Annotated in this window: 19 protein-coding genes and 1 pseudogene; 12 read left to right on the top strand and 8 right to left on the bottom strand. The window is 69.9% G+C overall.

The annotated features are described in order from the left end of the window. Nucleotides 1-219: 219 nt before the first annotated feature. Entirely contained in the window at nucleotides 220-765 is a 546-nt protein-coding gene (locus tag BLW57_RS04545; RefSeq protein ID WP_143051584.1) for a hypothetical protein, read from the bottom strand. A gap of 200 nt (nucleotides 766-965) precedes the next feature. Between BLW57_RS04545 and BLW57_RS04540 the strand changes: the two genes are divergently transcribed. From BLW57_RS04540 to BLW57_RS04530, 3 genes are all read left to right on the top strand, one after another. Further along, the gene (locus BLW57_RS04540) at nucleotides 966-1,487 is read left to right on the top strand and encodes a hypothetical protein (RefSeq protein ID WP_093472318.1); all 522 of its coding nucleotides are present in this window, start codon (nucleotides 966-968) and stop codon (nucleotides 1,485-1,487) included. Between the two features lie 350 nt (nucleotides 1,488-1,837). Continuing rightward, nucleotides 1,838-2,095 (top strand): hypothetical protein, encoded by a 258-nt coding sequence (locus BLW57_RS04535; protein ID WP_093472316.1) that lies wholly within the window; start codon nucleotides 1,838-1,840, stop codon nucleotides 2,093-2,095. Between the two features lie 640 nt (nucleotides 2,096-2,735). Further along, complete coding sequence (locus tag BLW57_RS04530; RefSeq protein ID WP_093472314.1) at nucleotides 2,736-3,113, top strand: hypothetical protein; 378 nt, start codon at nucleotides 2,736-2,738, stop codon at nucleotides 3,111-3,113. A 74-nt stretch (nucleotides 3,114-3,187) separates the two neighbouring features. On the opposite strand, the gene BLW57_RS04525 is transcribed toward BLW57_RS04530, so the two are convergent. Further along, a complete protein-coding gene (locus BLW57_RS04525) occupies nucleotides 3,188-3,553 on the bottom strand; it encodes a nuclear transport factor 2 family protein (RefSeq protein WP_093472313.1) in 366 nt (121 codons plus the stop codon). Nucleotides 3,554-3,630: 77 nt separating this feature from the next. Between BLW57_RS04525 and BLW57_RS04520 the strand changes: the two genes are divergently transcribed. Together BLW57_RS04520 and BLW57_RS41245 are read left to right on the top strand one after the other, a co-directional pair. Beyond that, on the top strand, nucleotides 3,631-4,500 hold the full coding sequence (locus BLW57_RS04520) for a LysR family transcriptional regulator (RefSeq protein ID WP_176985456.1): 870 nt from the start codon (nucleotides 3,631-3,633) through the stop codon (nucleotides 4,498-4,500). A 550-nt stretch (nucleotides 4,501-5,050) separates the two neighbouring features. After that, complete coding sequence (locus BLW57_RS41245) at nucleotides 5,051-5,221, top strand: hypothetical protein (RefSeq protein ID WP_176985455.1); 171 nt, start codon at nucleotides 5,051-5,053, stop codon at nucleotides 5,219-5,221. Between the two features lie 325 nt (nucleotides 5,222-5,546). Here the strand turns inward: BLW57_RS41245 and BLW57_RS04510 are convergent, their stop codons facing one another. Further along, nucleotides 5,547-6,266: a hypothetical protein gene (locus tag BLW57_RS04510; RefSeq protein WP_093472308.1), complete on the bottom strand. Its 720-nt coding sequence runs from the start codon at nucleotides 6,264-6,266 to the stop codon at nucleotides 5,547-5,549. A gap of 353 nt (nucleotides 6,267-6,619) precedes the next feature. On the opposite strand from BLW57_RS04510, the gene BLW57_RS04505 reads away from it, so the two are divergent. Then, the gene (locus tag BLW57_RS04505) at nucleotides 6,620-9,037 is read left to right on the top strand and encodes a SpoIIE family protein phosphatase (protein WP_107450009.1); all 2,418 of its coding nucleotides are present in this window, start codon (nucleotides 6,620-6,622) and stop codon (nucleotides 9,035-9,037) included. Nucleotides 9,038-9,089: 52 nt separating this feature from the next. On the opposite strand, the gene BLW57_RS04500 is transcribed toward BLW57_RS04505, so the two are convergent. Next, complete coding sequence (locus tag BLW57_RS04500) at nucleotides 9,090-9,662, bottom strand: TetR family transcriptional regulator C-terminal domain-containing protein (RefSeq protein WP_093472307.1); 573 nt, start codon at nucleotides 9,660-9,662, stop codon at nucleotides 9,090-9,092. 223 nt (nucleotides 9,663-9,885) lie between these two features. Between BLW57_RS04500 and BLW57_RS04495 the strand changes: the two genes are divergently transcribed. The 4 genes and pseudogenes from BLW57_RS04495 to BLW57_RS04480 form a co-directional block, all read left to right on the top strand. Then, entirely contained in the window at nucleotides 9,886-10,902 is a 1,017-nt protein-coding gene (locus tag BLW57_RS04495) for an alcohol dehydrogenase catalytic domain-containing protein (RefSeq protein ID WP_093472305.1), read from the top strand. Between the two features lie 72 nt (nucleotides 10,903-10,974). Further along, nucleotides 10,975-12,048: a TDT family transporter gene (locus tag BLW57_RS04490; RefSeq protein WP_093472304.1), complete on the top strand. Its 1,074-nt coding sequence runs from the start codon at nucleotides 10,975-10,977 to the stop codon at nucleotides 12,046-12,048. A gap of 126 nt (nucleotides 12,049-12,174) precedes the next feature. After that, nucleotides 12,175-12,846: an enoyl-CoA hydratase-related protein gene (locus BLW57_RS04485; RefSeq protein WP_093472302.1), complete on the top strand. Its 672-nt coding sequence runs from the start codon at nucleotides 12,175-12,177 to the stop codon at nucleotides 12,844-12,846. A gap of 251 nt (nucleotides 12,847-13,097) precedes the next feature. Next, nucleotides 13,098-13,958: pseudogene (locus tag BLW57_RS04480) on the top strand (SDR family NAD(P)-dependent oxidoreductase); the annotation flags it as partial. Nucleotides 13,959-14,231: 273 nt separating this feature from the next. Here BLW57_RS04480 and BLW57_RS04475 read toward each other — a convergent pair. Further along, on the bottom strand, nucleotides 14,232-14,831 hold the full coding sequence (locus BLW57_RS04475; RefSeq protein ID WP_093472299.1) for a TetR/AcrR family transcriptional regulator: 600 nt from the start codon (nucleotides 14,829-14,831) through the stop codon (nucleotides 14,232-14,234). 111 nt (nucleotides 14,832-14,942) lie between these two features. Between BLW57_RS04475 and BLW57_RS04470 the strand changes: the two genes are divergently transcribed. Further along, nucleotides 14,943-15,818 carry an alpha/beta fold hydrolase gene (locus tag BLW57_RS04470; RefSeq protein WP_093472298.1) on the top strand — a complete coding sequence of 292 codons (876 nt, stop codon included), beginning with the start codon at nucleotides 14,943-14,945 and terminating at the stop codon, nucleotides 15,816-15,818. A 99-nt stretch (nucleotides 15,819-15,917) separates the two neighbouring features. Here BLW57_RS04470 and BLW57_RS04465 read toward each other — a convergent pair whose 3' ends face one another. Further along, nucleotides 15,918-16,907, bottom strand: coding sequence for a pirin family protein (locus BLW57_RS04465; protein WP_093472296.1), 990 nt, complete (start codon nucleotides 16,905-16,907; stop codon nucleotides 15,918-15,920). A 122-nt stretch (nucleotides 16,908-17,029) separates the two neighbouring features. On the opposite strand from BLW57_RS04465, the gene BLW57_RS04460 reads away from it, so the two are divergent. Next, the gene (locus BLW57_RS04460; RefSeq protein ID WP_093472295.1) at nucleotides 17,030-17,512 is read left to right on the top strand and encodes a carboxymuconolactone decarboxylase family protein; all 483 of its coding nucleotides are present in this window, start codon (nucleotides 17,030-17,032) and stop codon (nucleotides 17,510-17,512) included. Nucleotides 17,513-17,628: 116 nt separating this feature from the next. Here the strand turns inward: BLW57_RS04460 and BLW57_RS04455 are convergent, their stop codons facing one another. Together BLW57_RS04455 and BLW57_RS04450 are read right to left on the bottom strand one after the other, a co-directional pair. Next, entirely contained in the window at nucleotides 17,629-18,837 is a 1,209-nt protein-coding gene (locus tag BLW57_RS04455) for a polysaccharide deacetylase family protein (RefSeq protein ID WP_093480525.1), read from the bottom strand. 186 nt (nucleotides 18,838-19,023) lie between these two features. After that, a complete protein-coding gene (locus tag BLW57_RS04450; protein WP_093472293.1) occupies nucleotides 19,024-19,845 on the bottom strand; it encodes an SDR family oxidoreductase in 822 nt (273 codons plus the stop codon). Between the last annotated feature and the right edge of the window lies 1 nt (nucleotide 19,846).

Raw genomic sequence — 19,846 nt, 5'->3', positions numbered from 1 at the left:
GGTGCGGGGACGACTGCCGCGGTGTAACGCCCGCCGGGGGTGCGCCGTATCTCGGGTGATGCGCCCCGGAAGGCAAGCAGTCTCCTAGCGGGCGCGGAGCAAACCGAACTGGATGAGACGGATTCTGCGATACGACCAAAACCGCGCGGCTCCCGTTGCCGCAGCGGCTGTGGGCCCCGACCGGAAAGAACTCCGGTCCGATCCGGTGCTCGTTCGGCTTCAGCTGGCAGGCTTGAACGTGCCGCACTCGTTCTTGAACAGTTCTCCGACCTGCAGCGTCACTGTCAGCCGGGTTGCCTGCGTAACGAACTGGTTGTCGATGATGTTCCCGTTTGCAGCTGTCCGTTCCCAGTAGCATTCGGAGAAGTGACCCGCTGCCACATAGGTGCCGGGGCCGATCTCCTGGACGTCCGAGCCGGAGTCGGGGTCGTACGGTGCAGGGTTGGTCTTCACCTCGTACTCGCCCCCGGAGATGTATCGGGGGTAGTTCCCGGAGACGGCTGCCTTGATGGTCTTGGTCCACTTCGGACAGAGCTTGGGGACCCCGTACCCCAGAATTTTCTGGCCGTCTTCGTCCATATAGCCGGCCTCGGCGAGCCATTGGGCGGGCGAGGTGTCCTTCGACTGTGAGGGCAGCGAGTCACACATGTCCTGCACGTACTCCGAAGCCGAGGAGTAGTCCGAATCCCACATCCAGCCTGCTATCCGCGCGGCATGGTGTCGGTAGCGCAGTGGAGCGATCGACCACCCAGAAGAGGTGTTCACGCCCTGACCGCCAGGAGCGGCGCGGCCTGTCACCCGACGAGCCCGCCAGGAGGGTGACGACGGATAGACCTGGCAGGTGAGAGTTGCACTCGTCCGGGCCGGTCCGACGCGACACGTGTTCGGTCGGTTGGACACGCTGGACTTCCGTCTGCGGGACGGGCGTGGATACGCGCCCTCTCGCCTCACTGATGGGAGCACCTATGCGCCGTCGTCTCGCGCGCGCTGCCGCGAAGGTCTGCCTCGCTCTGGCCACCCTGGGTCTGGTCGTCCCCTCCACCACAGCCACCGCCGCCCCGGCCGCACAGACCTTCCATCAACAAACCGTCGTACTGCCCCTCAGCGGCACCTTCAGAACCCTCGGCTCGGAGGCGATCGACGTCACCGGCAGTCTCCGCGTCAAGGTCGTCACCGACACCGCACAAGGGGGCGGTGGCACCGCCCATGTGACGAGCACCATGCTCCGCACCACCGGCGTCGGCCAGGTCAGCGGCGGCACCTACCGCTTCGTCGGCAGCGACCACAACGTGGTCACCTTTCCGCCGGGCCCCATCGCCCCGCTGACGTTCCACCCGACCTTCTTCAACGTCTATCCGCCGGGCCCCATCATCCCGACCGTCCCACCGCACCCCATCCAGCCCGTCATCCTCCGCGTGGCGCTCGCACAGGACGGCGCCATCAACGGCATCAGCGCAACGATCGACCCGGGCACAACCGACAACTGAGATCAGGAAGCAGAAACACGATGTCGAAGGCCCGACACCGCGCGCGCAGAGGGAACCGGGTCGTCGTGTAGCGGCCGCCCTCACCCCTTCGCCGTGCGGGAATGGGAGGGCGGCAGGCGGCTGGCGGGAGGTGCTCGACCCTCGCACATCGCGACGCGCCTGAGGTGTCCTTCAAATCGGCACGCGGCCCGGTACTCCCGAAGGTGCGGTTGTCCCCTGGCCGCACCTTCGGGAGTACCGGCCTCAGCCCTACGGAGCGATACGGGGGCAAACGCCGCGCCCGCCCCGCTTGCTCGGGGCGGAGCGGGGACGCCACCCGGACGGCCCGCACTACCACCCGCCCCATCCGCGTGGGCTCGCGCACGGAACTGTATGGCTGCGGCGCCAAGCGATACGAGGGCAGCACCTACCGGTGGAGCTACGACTGCATCTACATCTCCGCCTCGGACAGCCAGACCGTGCGCGGCAAGCAGACTTACGGGTCCGACGACGACGGCCGACTGGTCGGCAAGGCCAAGGGCCACCCCGGCCAGAAGTGGAAGATCGCCCCCTACAAGGCGCCGGCCAAGCCGCCCCAAGCCGACGGCGCCGCGGCCACCATCAGGTGAAACCGCGACGGCCCCGAGGACCTGCTCATCGCGCGCAGGCACGTCCAAGGGCCTCACAGTCACGACGTGCGGCTCACAGCGGGCCCGGAACTCTTCTCCCGGGCCCGCTGCTTGACCCGAACTCAGCGCCCGGCCATCGAACCTGCGCGCCAGCACCACGGCGGGCCACCGGCGCACCTGCAATTAAAGGAGCTGCTTCAGCGGCGTCCATGAGCGCGGCCGGACCGTCCGCGACCCAGGTGCCTTACTCCGCCCACACCGTAGCCGCGTCGGCGAGGACTACGTCCGCCCCGGCCGTGCACACCGTTCTCGCCAACGGCGATCACACCGGCCGGATCGTCCACCGCACAGGCCCGGTCGTAGCCGTCGGAAGCGGTGGCGTCTCCCGCCACGACCCCGCTCTTAGAGGTGACCTGCTCGGTCGCACAAAGGGATTGGCAGGTGGATCAGCCGCCTCGGGCGAGAGTGCGCCGCACCCATCCACTCGGCCCTCGCGAATTTTGCGCTGGGGCCCTGTGAGTATGAGAACGGCCAACGCGTGATCATCGAGTAATAGTCCCGTGCAAGAGCACCTCTAGCGTGCAAGAGCATAGGAATCGTGCGCGAGGGCAGCGCGCCACACGAATGAGGAGCAACCGCCATGGGAATCATGGTCTCGGTCAGGGGCTGGCTGCAGTGTGACGACGGCCAGCCGGCCCAGATCAAGGAGATCGTGGAAGCAGACGATCCGGAGCGCACCTACAGCGGGGGCTGGGCCTTCCCCGCTCGGCAGTACAACAGCGTCAGGTGGGCCTTCTACGGGGGCAACATCCGTGCGGTGTCCCTCGACTGGTTCGAGGAGAGGTTGCGTCAGATCGCCCAGATCCCGGCCTCCTACCAAGATGATGAGTACGACGATAGGCCTCGGGGGCTGTTTCTGGTCAGCCACGATGTCGACGGCATGAGTGAGTGGAGGGTTCACAACGGCGGCCTGGTGATCGGCCTTCCTGATGGGGATTACCACTACCTCGACGCCTAGCCAGATCACGAAGCCGCACTGGAGTACTAGGGCGCGTATCGAGTCGTGATCAACATCGTGTCTGGGTTTCCCGCTCAGTTCTGCCTCTCGAGTCCCGCCAGCAGTGCGCGGGGGTCGAAGGTCACCCGGATTCGGGTGACCTTCCCGTCGTCGACGTGCATCCAGTTTGCCGTCGGGGTAGGCGGCGCGACGCTTGTGTGCAGGTCGAACCAGGTGATCACTTCATCACCTTCCGCTACCCGCGCCTTCACGTCGATCTTCTCCAGCACCTGACCGAGGCCCTTCAGGCCGACGAGTGCCGCCTCTACCCCCGACGCCGTTCCCAGCGCTCCGACGAAGTCGACATTCTCGGCGAGCAACCCCCGCAAGGTAGCGAAGTCGCCCGCCTCCCAGGCGGTGAAGTAGGTCTCGGCAAGCTCTCGTGCAGTCCTCGTCGTCATGCCTCCATCCTCCAGCCACTTCGATCAATCCGTCCAACAGATAGATCAGATGGCGTCTATCATTACTGGATATGGAGATGCACCAGCTGCGCTACTTCGCTGCAATCGTGGACGAGGGCACCTTCACGGCTGCCGCCCATCGCCTGAACGTCAGTCAGTCCGGCATCAGCACCCAAGTGGCCAAGCTGGAGGCGGAACTGGGCCAACGGTTGCTCGACCGCTCCGGCCGTCAAATCCGCCTCACCCCGGCCGGTAATGCCGTTCTCCCCCTTGCGAAGAACGCCCTCGCCACTTTTGAAGCCATCAAGCACACCGCCGGCGAGTTCGCCGATGCCGTCCGCGGCCGGGTCCGTCTCGGCATGATCATGGGCTGCTCGATCCCAGCCTTCCTCGACACCATCGCCGGCCTTGGCCGCACCCACCCCGGCATCGAGGTCAGCCTTCACGAGGGCTACTCCGACGACCTCCAGGCCCAGGTCCTTGCCGGCTCCCTCGACCTTGCCCTGATCGGCTACGCGGGCAGCGTCGCCCCGGGTCTGGAGGCGAGCATCGTCATCGACGAGCCGATCACCGCAGCCGTCCCTGCCGGGCACCCCCTCGACCGGCGGGACCTGCGCCTCGGTGACCTGCAGGGCGAGAAGATTCTCTGCCTCTCCCCAGGCACCGGCATCCGCGCCGCCTATGAGGACTCCTGCCGCAGGATCGGTCTCGGCCCACGCGTGGACATCGACGCCAGTTCCCCAGTCACCCTGCTCCGCCTCACTGAGCGCGGTGCGGGCGTCGCTGTGCTCAGCGCGTCCTCCACACAAGGCAGCGGCCTGCAGACGGTCCCGCTCACCGACGCCGCCACGCACGCCCGGCTCGGACTCATCGCCCGCCGAGGTCAGCACCCCCCAGCCGCGCAGCTCCTGCGAACCCAGCTCCTCGCCGCTCTGCCAGCAGGCTAGATATGCACATATCGAATGGTGATCAACCTGCGGGACTCCCTCTCGCGATGGCGCTTGATCCGATATGCCAGATTGAACCTCTTTCATCCTGGGGTCTGAGGAGTGAAGCAGGCTGGTCAGGTGGGGTGACGTGGCGAAGCCCCTCGTCGTTGGCGTGGTGATCTCACTCAGCACGCCGTTGACCTGCGACTATCCGGGTGTTGTCCCTGGTGCCGTTCCACTTCGGGGGGCGTGTTCTCGTGCGACGAGATTGCTCCCGGTCATCCAGACGCGGACCGGACCTCGCCCTGCGCCCGGCCCAGTGGAGATCGCCGACACCGTGGCCTTCACGTCGTTGTACGAGCCGTGACCCGGCTTGGCGGCCGTCTTTCGCCGCGGTCTTCTTGGCGGGCGGCATCTCCTATGCCGCCTTGGTGTGGACGCCGTCGGCCCCGGCATCGCCGCACAGGCCGGGCTGGCCCTTGACCGACTGCCGTGCCTCTGGTGATGTTTCTCTTGCTTTACTCGCCCGTCCGGGGCGGACGAGGGCTCACCACGCGCAGGGGGACGCATGAGTGATCGCGAGCTGTGGGCGAGCACGGCCCTGCTGGCCACATTCCTGGGGTTCGTCGTATCGGTCTTCGTCGGCCCTCCCGGCTGGTTCCTGGGCATCCTGTCCGCCGTGCTGGCCGTGAGCGTGCTGATCATCTGGACCGAACAGAAGAAGCGCGGCCACCGCTGAACCCTCCCGCGGCGTCTACGTGCATCGGGCTGCTTGGTGAACCTCGGCAGTACCTGCTCGACGCCATCCGGCTGCTCGGCCAGAACCCCACGGCCCGCCAGTACTTCGACCAGATGACCGCGCTCCAGCCGGACCGCCTGAACCCGGGCCCGGTGTGGTACGGGGCGGTGGGGCTCCTCGGAGAGTGACCTGCCGGAATCCTCACGGAAGTGCGAGCCTCAGCGCCCTGCGCCGGCTGGCCTGGGCGCCTGAGCCGGCGCGGTTGAATGGGCGCGAGGCGCGCAGCCGCCGGTCCCGCCCAGCACGCGCCGCGTACGGGCCGATGTCAGGTGAACCGAGCGTTGCCGATGTCGATGGAGACCATCGTCCGGTCCAGGATCGGGCGGTTGTCCGCAGCGCTTCGGTAGGCCCGGCGTCTGGTGGGCAGACGGATCCCGTCCGCTTCCACCATGTCGTAGACGTACTGCGCTGCCGCGAACCCGCCCGCGATGTCGACGTGATAGTCGTGCCGACGCAGGAGATGGTCGGGGCCGAAGTAGAAGTCCTGCTGGGTGCTGTGGCTGGCGATGCCGGGCGGGAAGGTCGCGCGCAGCCCACGCCAGAGTTCGTCTCCTTCCCGCCACGGTTCGACTTCGGTGACGGTGAAGCCGGGCATCACCAGGAGGAAGGGCGTCGTGAGATACGTCCACAGGGCGTATCCGTTGAAGTAGGCGCGGTCCAGCGGGTCCCAGGGGGTGTTGAGCTCGTGGCCTGCGAACGACTTCCGCGGTTGGTCGCGTTCGGCCACGACCCGGCCGTCGATCTTCTCGATGCCGATGCGGTCGGCCGTGAAGTCGGTCTTCTGGTCGGGGGCGCCGAACGGCATCACGGAGGCGTGCTGCTCGTGCAGCCAGACGATCATCTCCCGGGGGGTGGGGTCCTGCGGCATCCCCTTGATGACGAACATGTCGCCACCGCTGACGATGGTCGCGCGGACCATGGTGAGTGCGTTCCAGCGGTCGAGGCCGCCATGCGCGTCGAGGACGTCTGCGAGCAACGTGTTCATGTCGGTCTCCTGCTCGGTCACGCCAGAGGGAGGCGGCCAAAGGGACGTCGATCGGGCGGCCCGGCTTCGGCGACGCAGCCGCAGCCGCAGCCGCAGCCGTAGACGCAGCCGCAGCCATGCGATACGCGGTGACCCTCGCAGGCCGGGCGGCTCTCTCATCGTTCACTGGTTCGTCGGCGTCACGCACCCCGGGCGCTGACCCTCAGTGCGCTGCAAGCCCGGGCGGAACTGTCGTGGACGGCAAGTATCCGCTGGTCAAACCCGTCCCCAGCGTTGGCGTGGCGGTTTGATGCAAGTCCACCGGCGGCTGTCGTAGGGGTTCACTCGTACCCGGCCGGCGTGCAGAGCCTCGGATGGCGCCGATCTGCGGCGGCGCAGCCCCTGGCAGCCAGGCACGCTGGAAGGCGGAGGTGGTTCCCATGGCCGGTGAGACGCCGCTGATGGTCGTGGACGGCGGGGGCGATGTCGTGCAGTGGAGCCACCAGGCGGAGGAGTTGTGGGGGCGTCCGGCGGGCGAGGTGGTCGGGCGTCCGGCAACCGACCTGGCCAGCCCTGTCCCCGCGCCAGGCGGTGGCGACGTGGAGCGCTGCAGTGATGGCGGCCCGCGTGATGTTTCAGAGGGCGCCGCCGGCGGGGGCCTGTGTGTGCGGCCGGTGCTGCGTGACGACGGTTCGGCGGCGTGGGGCGTCTTCCTGCCACCTGCGGACGGGTTGGTGCCCGGCATCGAGAGCGCGGTGCTCGAGACGCTGTCCGCCCACATGGCAGCGGCTCTGTTCGTGGTGGACGAGGAGTTGCACGTCGTGTCGGCCAATGCGGCGGCACAGGCCCTGTCCGACGCGAGCACAACGCAGATACGAGGACGCCCCCTCACCGATATGTGGCCCCTTACGTCACCCGGCGAACTGGAGAACATGCTGTGCCAGGCCATGGGAGACGGTAGGCCGGCGGTCGACCACGTCATGCGGACGGACCCGAAGAATGATTCCCAGCACACGCACAACGTCTCGGTGCTTCCCCTGCGGGACGCACGGGGGGCGGTGGTCGTGGCACACGACGTGACAGAGCAGGAGAAGGCACGCCGCGGAGTCCAGGCCCTGCATGCCGTCCAGGAGCGGGTGGGACAGACCCTGGATGCGGTGGCCACCTGCCAGGAGTTGGTCCGCGCGCTGATCCCCGATCTCGCCGATATCGCCGTGGTGGAAGTGGTGGAGCCTGTGGTGCGCGGAGAGGAACCACCGCTGAGCCCGCTGGGCCGGAATGTGCCGCTGCGTCGGGCCGCCTTCGGGAACAGCGGCGGTGATCAGCAGGCCCGGGCGCATCCGGTGGGAGACGTTCGCGCACTGCCGTTCCCGACCCCGTACGCGCAGGCGCTGGCCGACCTCAAGCCGCGCACGATTGCCCTCGGCCCCGACACGCCCTGGCTGGCGGCCGATCCGGCGCGGGCCGAAGCGATTCACGCATCCGGCGCACGTTACCTGCTCGTCGCACCGCTGACGCTGCGCGGAAAGGTGCTCGGGCTGCTGAGTCTCTACCGCACACAGCGATCCGGCGGATTCGACGAGAAGGAACTCCCTCTCACCCTGGAACTGGCCACGCACACCGCCCTGAGCATCGACAACGCCCGCCGCTACGCCCGCGAGCACACCATCGCAGCGACATTGCAGCGCCATCTGCTGCCCCCGGCTCCTCCGTCACAGACCGCGATCGAGACCGCCGACCTGTACGTGGCCGATGACCGGGGCGCGGGGGGCTGGTCCAACGCCTGCGCCCTGCCCGGCGCCCGTACGGCCCTGGTCGTCGGGGAAGTCGTCGGCCATGGCATCCACACCGCCGTCACCATGGGCCAGCTCCGGACCGCCATGCAGTCGCTCGCCGCCCTGGACCTGGAACCCGACGAACTGCTCGCCCGGCTCGACGACACCATGACACGTCTCGCACGCGAGCGGAGGGCGCTGCCACTCGGCGACCCCTTGCGCGACGAGCCCCTCAGCGCGACGTGCCTGTGCGTGCTCTACGACCCGTTCACCCATACGTGCACCATCGCCTCAGCCGGACACTCGCCGCCCATCGTCGCCGGCGCCGCTTCCAGCACCCGAGTGGTCGACATGGCCGCCGGAGCCGCCCTCGGCGACAGGGGAGGGCCCCCGTACGCCGCCACCACCGTCACTCTGGGCGATGGAGACGTGCTCGCCCTCTACACGGCCTCGCTCCTGTCTGCGGCACGGCCCGAGGACGGCACAAGCGACACGCAGCCGCTTCAGCGCTTGCTCGCCGACACCGAGCGGCCCCTGCAGGACCTGTGCGACGACATCCTCTACCGACTCCGGACCGATGCTCTTCCCGGCGACGCCATCCTTCTCCTCGCCCGCACCCGCCCCTTCCCCGCCGACCGCGTCGTCACCTGGCCGCTGGACGATGAGCCCACCGCTCCTGCCCTCGCGCGGCGCCACGCACGGCGCCAACTGACCGACTGGGGCGTGGACGAGGACGCTGCCTACGACACCCAGGAAATCGTCAGCGAGCTGGTCACCAACGCCCTGCGGTACGGCGCGCCGCCCGTGCAACTGCGCCTCATCAACGACCGGACGCTCACCTGCGAGGTCCACGACTCCGGCATCTCCGCTCCGCGGCTGCGCCACGCCCGGACGGTCGACGAAGGCGGCCGCGGCCTGTTCATCTGCGCCCAGCTCGCACACAACTGGGGTATCCGCTACACCGACAACGGGAAGACGGTCTGGACCGAGCAAGCCCTCCCGTCACAGCACCCGTAGCGCCCCTCCGACCAGGAACCGTGGTGCGACGCCTGCGGATCCTCAGCGGGGATCAGCGCAGAAGGACGTCGAAGACCATGCGGAAAAAGGCGTCCAAGGGAGCGGAGGACTTGTCCGCACGGGCAGCGATCAGCGTGCCCTCCCAGGCGCTGAGGATGAACAGCGCGGCCTCTTCGACATCGAGAGCGGCATTCAGCTCTCCCGCTTCCTTGGCTTCGGTGAGCACCTGCCGGATGCGCGTGGCCCACCGCTGGAAGCCGCCCTGAACGGCGGAGCGGATCTCCTCGGAGTGGTCCCCCACCTCGGCGCCGAGGTTGCCGACCAGGCATCCGCGGGCGAAGCCGCTGTCGACGGTGTCCGCGCCCAGGAACTCGAAGTGCGCCCGCAGCCGCTCCAGCGCAGGGCGTCCTGGCGTGTCGAGCATGTCGAACCGCAACCCGGCGGCGTAGCGGCTCAGCGCCTCGAGGGCGCTCTCCTCCTTGCTGGCGAAGTGGTTGTAGAACGAGCCCTTCGGAGCCCCCGCCGCCGAGGTGATGTCGCTGATCCCCGTGGCATTGAAGCCCCGCGTACGGAACTGCTCCAGGGCTGCCTGCGCGATCTCCTCGCGCTTGGACGCGCGTGCCATCCTCACCACCACCTCAAAAGCCAATATGTCCGGTCGCCTTCCCTTGGGTCAAACCCGAGCCAGCAGGGAAAGCAGCGCCCGTCCACGACGGCACATGGCCTGCGGTTCGGCTGTCGGTACCGCTTGACGAATTTTAAAGTGACCGGTCATATTGAACACAGGTACCCGCCCCAAGTCCTCGGCCCTCCCCGTGCCGGCAGAGGCAGCACCGAGGAGAAGCGTCATGTCCGCGTACCGAGCATTCGAGGCCACCGGCGTCCACCAGCTCCGGCTCGTCGAGCGCGAGCTGGTCGAGCCGGAGCCCGGACACGTCCGCCTCCGAGTGGAGGCGTGCGATGTCTGCCACTCCGACGTGCTGGCCGTGGAGGGACTGCGCCCCGACCCGTCCCATCCGGTGGTTCCCGGCCACGAGATCGTCGGCGTGATCGATGCCGTGGGCGCGGGTGTCACCGCCTGGAGGCCCGGCGACCGCGTCGGCGTCGGCTTCCTGAACGGACACTGCTGGGAGTGCGAGCCCTGCCGCCGCGGCGACTTCGTCAACTGCCTGAACCAGGAACAGACCGGCACCACCACCGACGGCGGATACGCGGAGGTGACGTACGCCCGCGCGAGCGGACTGGTGCGCATCCCCGACGGCATGCCGGCCGTCGAGGCGGCTCCGCTGCTGTGTGCCGGCCTGACCACCCTCACTGCACTCCAACAGGCCCCTGCCCGCGCGGGCGCGCTGGTCGCCGTGCAGGGGATCGGCGGGCTGGGTCATCTGGCCCTCCAGTACGCCCGCGGCCTCGGACACCGTGTGGTCGCCATCGCCCGCGGCCAGGAGAAGGAGGCTCTCGCCAGGGAGCTGGGCGCCGACGAGTACATAGACAGCACCGGCACCGACCCCGGCACGGCGCTTGCCGACCTGGGCGGCGCATCGGTCATAGTCGCCACCGCGTCCAGCGGCACGTCGATGAACCCCCTGGTCCGAGGGCTGGCCCCGGGCGGCACGCTGGTGGTGGTCGGCGCCGCCCCCGATCCGCTGACGGTCGCCACAGCCGACCTGATCTTCGGTACCCGTCGCATCGTCGGCAGCCTGACCGGATCATCGATCCAGAACGAGGACAACCTCGCCTTCAGCCTCGCCCACGGTATCCGCCCCTCCACCGAGACCATGCCCTTCACCCACGCCATGGACGCCTACGAGCGGATGCTCTCGGGCAAGGCACGCTTCCGCGTCGTCCTGGACATGGCCGCCTGACCACGCCGCGACCCGCGCCGTCGAGCGGACGGGTCCCGGCCCGCGCCCTCAGCATTCCCCTAGAGGTTCCCCATGACCGACATGGTCGACACGACAGAGCACACCAGTACGGCCCCGCGTGGCAGCGGGCGAGCCCGTCCAGCCCCGCGTGACAGCGGGCGGCCGCGGACGGCCACCGACACCGTCGCCGACACCCACGGTCGCCACGCGACCCGCGCCGCAAGGATCGGGCTGCTGTCCGTCTCCCTCGGCACAGCCGGCCTCGGCGGAGCCTGGCAGGCGGCGGCAACCACCTTTTCGCCCGCTCTGCCGGTCAGCGACACGCTGTTCACGGTCAGCGGTCTCATCTGGCTGGTTCTGCTGGCCCAGTACCTCAGCCATGGCGGGGCCCGATGGCGCAATCTGCGCCACGACCTGCGCCATCCCGGCCAGGGCTTCGCCCTTGGGTACGTCCCCATCATCGGCATGCTGATCGTCGGCCACTTCTCCCGGTTCGGGCTCACCGGGGCACGCTGGGCCTACGCGGTGTTCCTCACCGCGGCCGCCCTGATCGCCGCACGCCTGCTTGCCCACTGGCTCACGGGCGCCCTGAGCAGTGCCACTCTGCACCCGGGCTATCTGCTGCCCGTCTCCTCCGCCCCCTTCGTCGCCAGCGCCATGGCCTCCACGCTCAGACTTCCCGGCGTCGCCGACGCGGCCTTCGCGGTGGGGCTGCTGTACTGGCTCGCCTTCGGCACCGTCATTCTCGGCAGCCTCGTCACCAACGGCCCCCTGCCCGGGCCCGCCCGCCCCGCACTCACTGTCCTGACCATTCCCCCCGCGACGGGCGGAATCGCCTGGACCGCCGTTCACAAGGGCGTCTTCGATGCCGTCGGCTACGGCTTCGCCGGGGCCCTGCTCTTCACCGTCCTCCTCGTCGTCTTCCTCCTCCCTGAGCTGCGCCAGCCCGCGTTCCATCCGGGCCTGTGGATCTTCAGCTTCCCCATAGCGGCGAGTACCAACTTCACCATCCGCTGGATACACGGATCCGCACTTCCCGGTGAGCCGGCCCTCTCCGGGATTCTCCTCGCCGGCGCGACCGTCGCGCTGGGCCTACTGGCCGCGGCCACCCTGCACCACCGGGCCAGGAGAGCACGTCCCATCTGACTTCCGCCGCGGCGGCGGCGAGACGCATCCCGAACGCCCCGCAGCGCCGATCCGCGGCCCAGCCGACCCGGACTCCGCCGCGGCCAACATGCCCTGCCCCACCGAAACGTCTCCAGAGGAGCCATCGTGCCCACACTCGACCGCCAGGACGCCGTCTTCGTTCTCGACCTCGGTGACGGTGAGAACCGCTTCCACCCCGACTGGATCGCCTCGGTCAACGCTGCCCTGGACGAAGTGGAGAAAGCGGAAGGCCCCCGCGCCCTGGTCACCGCCGCGACCGGCAAGTTCTACTCCAACGGACTCGACCTCGAATGGCTCGCCGCGCACAGCGACGAGCACCAGGACTACGTCACTTCCGTCCACGGACTGTTCGCACGGCTCCTGTCCCTCCCGCTGATCACCGTCGCCGCGCTGCAGGGACACACGTTCGCCGCCGGAGCGATGTTCTCCCTGGCCCATGACTTCCGGCTCATGCGCGCCGACCGAGGCTTCTGGTGCCTGCCCGAGGCAGACATCAACATCCCGTTCACCCCGGGCATGTCCGCCCTCATCCAGTCCCGGCTGACCCCGCAAACGGCTCACCATGCCATGGTCTCCGCCCGTCGTTTCGGCGGCCAGGAAGCAGCCGCCGCCGGAATCGTCGATCAGGCCGCGGACGAGGCCACCCTGCGCACCGCCGCCCTCGAACTCGCCCACGCTCACGCGAACAAGGCCGGCGACACCCTCGGAACCATCAAGGCGCGCATGTACGCCCCTGTCCTCACCGCGCTCCGCGACACGACCAACCCGCTGGGCTGACGCCGAGCCGGGGGCGGTCACCGGCCCGGACGGGGCACGAAGACTCCACACCCCCTGCCGGCCGGTGATCGCCACCGTACGGATGCACCGGGGCAAGGCAGCCGACTCGCAGTTCTGCAATGCCGACGTCATCACCACTTGACGCCGGGCCGACGTGTTCCAGCACCGCTCGGCGCCGTCTTGCCGCACCCCCGCCGCCTTCCGGCCGCCGGGCCGGGCTCAGTTTCTGGAGATTGCTATGCCCAAAGTGATCCTCCCGCGGCCTCGGCCGGGAGATCGCAGTGGCCGCTCTGGCCGCCGGCCATGAAGTCATGGCCACCGCACGTGATCCGGACGCCCTTGACGATCTTGTGGCCGCCCACGGCAACCGGATCCGCGCGGCACGGCTCGACGTCACCGACGCCGATGCGGCCGAGCGCGTCGTCACGGACACCGTCGCCGCGTTCGGCAGACTCGACGTCGTCGTCAACAACGCCGGACAGGGCGACCGGGCGTCGCTGGAGGACACCCGCCTGGAGGCCTTTTGCCGCCAGATAGACACCAACTTCTACGGCACCGTGTATCTCAGCGAGGCAGCCCTCCCCGTCCTGAGGCGGCAAGGAAGCGGCCACATCATCCAGATCGCCTCGCTCGGCGGGCGGATCGCCAGCCCCGGCATGAGCGCGTACCAGTCCGCCAAATGGGCCGTGGGGGGCTTCTCGGAAGTCCTGGCGACCGAGGTCGCACCCCTCGGCATCAAGGTGACCGTCCTCGAACCCGGCGGCATGCGCACCGACTGGGCCGGATCGTCCATGCACATCCCCCCGGTCGGCAAGCCCTGCGAGCCCACCGTCGGCGCGGCCGTCGAAGCGATGCGAAACTTCACCGAAACCGCCCACGGCAATCCCGAGAAGGTCGCGCAGGTCGTACTGGAGATCGCGCACCTCGACGATCCGCCCCTGCGTCTGCTCCTGGGCAAGGACGCCTACACCTACGGACGTACCGCATGGAACAGGCGCCTGACGGAAGACGAAAAGTGGCGGCACCTGAGCCTTTCCACCGACTTCGACGAGGTCGACGGCGAAGGCGCACGCTTGCTCGAAAACCAGGCGGGCGACCCGCGACGCTCATAGCCCAAACTCGTTCTCCCACGGACAGTCCAGGGCCGCTTCCCGTCGATGAGGCTTCTCACCAGGGCGGGCGGCTGGCGCGCTCCTTCGGCCACCCGCCTCCCGACCCGGTCCACCGAGGCGTGGCAAGCCCGTCCCTTGGTCGTTGCGACGCCGCTGTTCGTCGCTTACGCACCCGACCTGCCCGACTAGCGACCGCTGCTGCACCACGGAGCGGAGATCGCCCTGCTTCGCGACCTCCACCGGGCGGGCAGGGCTGACGGACTCGGCTCGGTGTCACGCCCCGTCCAGTGCCGCCCGCACCACGGAGGCTGCCGCCCTGCCCGCCGCGAGCACCGGTGCGGTGCTGCGCGTGGCGCGCCCGAGCATGAAGGCGCCCTCCAGCAGGGCGATGACCGAGCTCGCGGTGTCCCGGGCGGCCGGCTCCGGGACGCCCGCTCCGGCGTAGTAGTCGGCGAGGTGGTCGATCCAGTTGCCGAAGACGTCGGCGGTGGCCTGTCGTAGCGGCTCACTCGTGCTCGCCACCTCCAGGGCGACGGTCGCGATGGGGCACGGATCGGCGAAGTCCAGCTCGGCGAGGGTGCCGGCCGCCGCGGTGAACGCCGCCGCGGTGGCCGCGACCCGGTCCGCGTACGGCGCCGTCAGCTCGGCGATCAGCTCCAGGTAGACGGCGCCCGAGGTGCGGATCACCTCCTCGCCCAGCTGGGCCTTCCCGCCGGGGAAGAAGTGGTAGATCGACCCGAAGGGCGCACCGGCCGCCCCGGCGATCTGCTTCATGCCCGTGCCGGTGTACCCCGTGCGCCGGAACAGCTCGGTACCGGCGGTCACGATGCGCTGCCGGGTCTCATGGGTGCCGGCGGCCTTGCCGTCGCTCAAGGGGGACACCTCCGCGGAGCCACTGTCGCCGTAGGGCGGTCGGGCCCTATTCTGTCACTAGAACGATCTATCTAGTGGGCTTGGGGCAGTGGAACGGGGTCGGAGGCGGGCATGCCGGAGATCGAGCTGAGCGCGGGAACGATCGACTACGAGGACACCGGAGGTGACGGCCCGGTGGTGGTCCTGGCCCACGGCCTCGGCTTCGACGAGTCGGTGTGGGCCGGCGTCGTTGCCGAACTGGGCGCCGACTTCCGCGTGTTGGTGCCCGTCCTGCCGATCGGCAGCCACCGGCGCCCGATGCGCCCCGATGCCGACCTCTCCGCGCACGGCGTCGCCCGGCTGCTGGCCGAGTTCATGGACCGGCTGGAACTGAACGACGTCACCCTCGTCCAGAACGACGCGGGAACCGCCCAACTCCTCGTCGGCGTACGGGACGAGCGCATCGCGCGGCTCGTCCTCACCTCCTGCGAGGCGCTGGACAACTATCCGCCGGGTCTCCAGGGACGGCTCCTGTGCGCGGCCGGCCGGGTCCCCGGCGGGCTCTTCCTCCTCGTCCAGACCTTCCGGTTCCCGTTCCTGGCGCGAATGGAGACCTCGCTCGGCGGCATGGCGAAGCGGCCGCTGCCGAAGGAGCTGATCGCTCGCTGGTACCGCCCCCTGCTGACCAGCCGTCACATCCGGCGCGACCTGGCCAAGTTCCTCCGCTCCACCCGGAAGGACTGCTATCTGGAGGCGGCCGGCAACCTACGGGCGTTCACCCGGCCCGCCCTGGTCGCCTGGGGCGCGGAGGACCGCATGATGCCGCCTGCCACCGGACGCCGGCTGGCCGGGCTCCTGCCCGACTCCCGCTACGTGGAGATCCCGGACGCGCGCACGCTGGTCCCGTTGGACAACCCCGGCGCCCTCACGGCGGAGATCCGGCGCTTCGTCGAGGAGCACCCGCTGCCGGGCGAGGGGGGTGGGAAGGGCGGGAACGGCGAGGAGTGAGACCGGCGGCGCACCGGACGCCTCGGAAACGCCGGCCGGCCCGGGAGCCGGCCGGGCTCGGCGCGCCAGGGGGGCTCAGGGGTGTCCGTGCGGGCCCGGTCAGTGGCGGGGCGGGTTGCCGCGCGGGCTCAGCGTGGCGTTCGGCAGCACGGGCGCGGGCAGCCGCTCACCCGGGTAGCCGTGCACGGCGCCGAAGCGCTCGGTGGCCTTCTCCCAGTCCTCCCGCGCCTCGACGATGTCCTCGTGCGTGCGGCCGATGAAGTTCCACCACATCACGATCTCCTCGCCGAACGGCGGGCCGCCGAGCAGGACGACGCGGGCCGGGCCGTCCGATGCGTTGGCGAGGTCGAGGGTGCCGCAGCCGTCGGGGACGTAGCCGAGCTCGGCGGCCCGCAGCGGGGTGCCGCCGACGCGGACGTCGCCCTCGTCCACGAGCACGCCGTGCTCGAAGCCGGCGTCGACCGCCAGCGTGAGCGTGGCGTGCGGCTCCAGGACGATCTCGGCACCGAGCAGCGGGGTGAAGGTGCGCACCGGCGAGACCGCGCCGGCCAGGGAGCCCAGGAACACCCGCAGTACGGCGCCGTCGAGATGTACGGGCTCGGGCACATGGTGCTGGAAGTCCCGGGCGGTGTGCCGGTGCTCCTCGGGCAGCGCCACCCACAGCTGCACGCCGTGCAGCACGGTCGTGCGGGGCGTGGACACCTCCGTGTGGGCGATGCCGTGGCCGCCGGTCATCAGGTTCAGCTCGCCGGGCCGTACGAGGGCGTGGCTGCCCAGACTGTCCCGGTGCTCGATCTCTCCGCTGAACAGCCAGCTCACCGTCTGCAGTCCGGTGTGCGGGTGCGGGGCGACGTCCATGCCGCCGCTGTGGGCGACGTCGTCGGGGCCGTAGTGGTCGGCGAAGCACCAGGCGCCGATCAGGGTGCGGGCCCGCTGCGGCAGCGTACGGCGTACCGTCATCGCGCGAGGGCCGCCGAGCGGCACGTCGCGCGGCGTGAGCACCTCGACCGGGGCGTCGGCGCCCGTCCGCTCCCGCTCGGCGGGGGACCCGCACAGCATCTCGGCGGGCCTCGTCTCGGTGTTGCTCATTCGAGCCCACCTCCCATCCATGATAGTTTTAGTTTCAACAATTATTGCGAGCATAACCCTTGCCCCGGCTCCGCGCATCCGCTTGCGCGGGGAGCCGGCCACGGCACCCGGAGGAGTCCAGGTTGACCAGTCCCGTCCCGACCGGCGCCACCCGGCGGATCTACATCGACAAGCAGAGCCCCAAGGCGTACCACGCGCTGGTGCAGACGTCCGAGGCGGTCCGCACGACCGCCGCCGAGGCCGGACTGGACCGCGCCCTGGTGGAGCTGGTCAATCTCCGCGTCTCCCAGATCAACGGGTGCGCCTACTGCCTGCACGTGCACACCCGCGCCGCGCTGCGGGCGGGCGAGACCCCGCAGCGTCTCGGGGTGCTCGCCGCCTGGCGGGACACCGAGGTGTTCACGCCCGCCGAGCGGGCCGCCCTCGCCCTGGCTGAGGCGACGACCGCCGCCGCGGACGCAACCGCGCAGGACGCCGCGTACGCGGCCGCGCGCGACGTGCTCACCGACGACCAGACGGCGGCGGTGATCTGGGTGGCGGTCACCATCAACGCGTTCAACCGAGTCTCGATCATGAGCCGGCATCCAGTCCGCCCGGAGGGGTGACAGGCCCGTCGTTCCGGGCCGACCGCACCGTCATCTCCCGTATGACCAGGCGCACTTCGCCGGTGTGGGTCCTGGCCGAACCCTGTACGAAGACCGGGCCGGGCCGGGCGGTCGCCTCAGGCGCGCAGGAACTCCGCCCAGCCGCCCTCCGGTTTCTGGCCGACCTCCAGGGTGCGCAGTCGTGCGAGGACACGCGGGTTCTGGGCGTCGAGCCAGTCGACCAACTGGCGGAACGACACCAGGCGCACGTCCGGGCGGATGGCGATCTGCCGGAGCGCCTCCTCCGCCGCGTCCATGTAGATGCCGCCGTTCCACTGCTCGAAGTGGCTGCCGATGAACAGCGGCGCCCGGTTGGTCTCGTAGGCCCGGTCGAACCCCGCCATGTAGGACTGGGTCGCCTGGGCGCGCCAGTACGGGTAGTTGTACGAGGGTGCGCGCGTCGTGCTCCTGGACTGGTTGGCCAGCACGTTGTAGTCCATGGAGAGCACCTCGAAGGAGTGCCCGGGGAACGGGATGCTCTGCAGGGGGAGGTCCCAGACGCCTCCCCGCTTCCTCGGCCACAGCTGCATCCCGCCCGGCGACGAGGCGTCGTAGCGCCAGCCGAGCTCGCGCGCGGCGGGCAGCAGGTTCTCCTGGCCGAGCAGGCACGGGGTGCGGCCGCCGATCAGTTCCCTGTCGTAGTCGAAGGGCAGCGGCGGCAGCTCGTGCCAGCCGGTGTGCGTACGCCAGGACTTGACGAAGGACCGCGCCTGCTCGATCTCCGAACGCCACTGCCCCGGGCCCCAGTTCGCCACCGATCCCGGACCCTCGCAGAAGTGCCCGTTGAAGTGCGTGCCGATCTCGTGGCCGTCGAGCCAGGCCTCGCGCACGTACCTGAGCGTGTCCTTGAGGTGTGCGTCGGTCAGGTACCCGATGTCCGAGGCGCCGGGCGGGTTGTTCGGCGGCCGGTACAGCCGTTTCTTCTCCTCCGGCAGCAGATAGAGCCCGGACAGGAAGAACGTCATGTGCGCCCGGTGCGTCCGGGCGAGTTCCAGGAAGCGTGGGAACAGGCCCGTGCCGATCTCGCCGGCGCCGTCCCAGGAGAACACCACGAACTGCGGTGGGGTCTCGCCGGGTTCGAGGGCCACGGGCGGGTCCGGCTGGTGCGGCTGGGGTCCGGTGTACGAGGTCGAGCCGTCCCCGATCAGCCGGGTCGCCGCACCCGGGCCGCCCGCTCCCGCGGGGGAGTCGCCCGGTCCTCCGCAGCCGGCCCAGGCCGCGGCGGCCACGCCGATACCGGCACCGAGGCCGAGGCGTGCCAGGCCCCGGCGGCTGATTCCACTCATCGCCATCCCAACCCGCGTCCGCTGCGGACGCGTTGTGCACCCCGGCCGGTGGCCCTCTCATCGGGAACAATAAGGCCGATAAGCCTATGAATCGGATGATTGGGTCCGGCGTGGCGTGGCGGGCCCCGAGCAGGTGCCGGTCGGGTGTCCGCTGTCGGGGCGAGGCGACCGGGGGCGAGCGCCGGGTCAGCGGAATGCCGCGACGTTGCGGGCCGCCCAGGCGGCGAAGGGGGTGGCGGCGCGGCCCAGCAGGCGCTCCACGTCCTCGCTCACGGCCTGCTCCTGCGGCGTGGGCTCGCCCAGGATGGCCAACGTGCCCTCGGCGACGGCGGGTGGCATGAAGCGGAGCAACTGTGCGTACGCCTCCTCGCGGCTCTGCTCGACGAACGTCACCGGTTCCCCGAGTGCGTCGGCCACCGCGGCGGCACGCCGGCGCGGGGTGAGGGGCTCCGGGCCGGTCAGGGTGTAGGTGGCCGTGTCGTGCCCGTCCTCGCGGAGTACGGTCGCGGCGACCGAGGCCACGTCGGCCGGGTCGACGAACGGCAGCGCCACGTCGGCGAAGGGCGCGGGTGCGACGCGCTCCCGGCGGACCGGTTCGGCCCAGGCGAGCGCGTTCGAGGCCATCCCGCCCGAGCGCAGGATCGTGAAGGACAGTCCTGAACGGGTCACGGCCGCCTCGAAGCGTGCGGCGTGCGCGTACGCCCGCGGCCGGGTGCCGACGCCCTGCGAGGACAGCAGCACCACCTTCTGGACCCCGGCCGCGGCGGCCTCGCGCAGGACCCCGTCCGGGTCGTCGCCCGCCACCAGCAGGAACAGCGCGTCCGCGCCCTCCAGGGCTGGGGCGAGACTTTCCGGCTGCCCGAGATCGACCGCGACGGCCCGTACGCCCGGCGGAACGTCCTCGGGCGCGATCCTCCGGGCGCCTGCGGTCACCGTCTCGCCCGCGTTGATCAGTTCGGCGACCAGAGCCCGGCCGACGTTACCCGTGGCACCCGTGACAGTGATCATG

It is taken from the genome of Streptomyces sp. 1222.5 (genome assembly GCF_900105245.1).
GTDB lineage: Bacteria > Actinomycetota > Actinomycetes > Streptomycetales > Streptomycetaceae > Streptomyces > Streptomyces albidocamelliae.
Note: the sequence above shows the minus strand (reverse complement) of the source record. Positions and strands in the feature narration are given on the sequence as shown.

Coding starts and splice junctions, on each gene's coding strand:
- BLW57_RS04520 (WP_176985456.1), top strand. CDS start 3,631: ATGCACCAGCTGCGCTACTTCGCTGCAATCGTGGACGAGGGCACCTTC.
- BLW57_RS41245 (WP_176985455.1), top strand. CDS start 5,051: ATGAGTGATCGCGAGCTGTGGGCGAGCACGGCCCTGCTGGCCACATTC.
- BLW57_RS04490 (WP_093472304.1), top strand. CDS start 10,975: ATGACCGACATGGTCGACACGACAGAGCACACCAGTACGGCCCCGCGT.
- BLW57_RS04465 (WP_093472296.1), bottom strand. CDS start 16,907: ATGAGCAACACCGAGACGAGGCCCGCCGAGATGCTGTGCGGGTCCCCC.
- BLW57_RS04495 (WP_093472305.1), top strand. CDS start 9,886: ATGTCCGCGTACCGAGCATTCGAGGCCACCGGCGTCCACCAGCTCCGG.
- BLW57_RS04470 (WP_093472298.1), top strand. CDS start 14,943: ATGCCGGAGATCGAGCTGAGCGCGGGAACGATCGACTACGAGGACACC.
- BLW57_RS04505 (WP_107450009.1), top strand. CDS start 6,620: ATGGCGCCGATCTGCGGCGGCGCAGCCCCTGGCAGCCAGGCACGCTGG.
- BLW57_RS04525 (WP_093472313.1), bottom strand. CDS start 3,553: ATGACGACGAGGACTGCACGAGAGCTTGCCGAGACCTACTTCACCGCC.
- BLW57_RS04500 (WP_093472307.1), bottom strand. CDS start 9,662: ATGGCACGCGCGTCCAAGCGCGAGGAGATCGCGCAGGCAGCCCTGGAG.
- BLW57_RS04540 (WP_093472318.1), top strand. CDS start 966: ATGCGCCGTCGTCTCGCGCGCGCTGCCGCGAAGGTCTGCCTCGCTCTG.
- BLW57_RS04530 (WP_093472314.1), top strand. CDS start 2,736: ATGGGAATCATGGTCTCGGTCAGGGGCTGGCTGCAGTGTGACGACGGC.
- BLW57_RS04510 (WP_093472308.1), bottom strand. CDS start 6,266: ATGAACACGTTGCTCGCAGACGTCCTCGACGCGCATGGCGGCCTCGAC.
- BLW57_RS04450 (WP_093472293.1), bottom strand. CDS start 19,845: ATGATCACTGTCACGGGTGCCACGGGTAACGTCGGCCGGGCTCTGGTC.
- BLW57_RS04455 (WP_093480525.1), bottom strand. CDS start 18,837: ATGAGTGGAATCAGCCGCCGGGGCCTGGCACGCCTCGGCCTCGGTGCC.